Here is a 605-nt window from a genome sequence, read left to right as displayed (position 1 = left end):
GATGCCAAGCTGCGCGTCGACATGCGCACCGAGATCAAGCGGCTGCACCAGCGCATGGGCACCACCTTCGTCTATGTCACTCACGACCAGATCGAGGCGATGACGCTGGCGACCAAGATCGCCGTGCTGAAAGACGGGGTGCTGCAGCAGTTCGGCACGCCGGCCGAGATCTACAACAGCCCCGCCAATCTCTTCGTCGCCGACTTCATGGGCTCGCCGGCGATGAACCTGCTCAACGCCACCGTCGAGAACGGTGCCGCCGGGCTGGCGGTCTCGCTCGAACGGCCGAATGGCGCGCCGCTCAGATTGCCCGTCATGGCAGGCAATGACGGGCTGACCCGCTATGCCGGCAAGCCGGTGATCTTCGGCATCCGTCCCGAAGCCTTGACCGATCCCGACGGCGCCGATCGCAAGGCGCGTTCGCTGACCGAGGACGATTGCCTGATCGAAGTGGTCGAACCGGCCGGCTCCGACACCTTCGCCGTCACCAAACTCGGCGGCAAATCCGTCGTCGCCCGCCTGCGCGCCGATGCCGGCATCGCCCCAGGCCAGAACACTCGCCTCGCCTTCAATCTCGACAAGGCCGTGTTCTTCGATCCGGAAAC

General features: G+C 65.5%; 1 protein-coding gene. It reads left to right on the top strand.

Going from position 1 to position 605, the window contains the following annotated elements; all coding sequences use genetic code 11:
- On the top strand, window positions 1-605 hold a 605-nt coding region (locus tag QWJ46_RS31075; protein WP_302756377.1), incomplete at both ends, for an ABC transporter ATP-binding protein.

It is taken from the genome of Rhizobium sp. CBN3, from assembly GCF_030518245.1.
In the GTDB taxonomy this organism is placed as follows: domain Bacteria; phylum Pseudomonadota; class Alphaproteobacteria; order Rhizobiales; family Rhizobiaceae; genus Rhizobium; species Rhizobium aethiopicum_A.
This window is presented reverse-complemented; position numbering and strand designations above follow the sequence as displayed.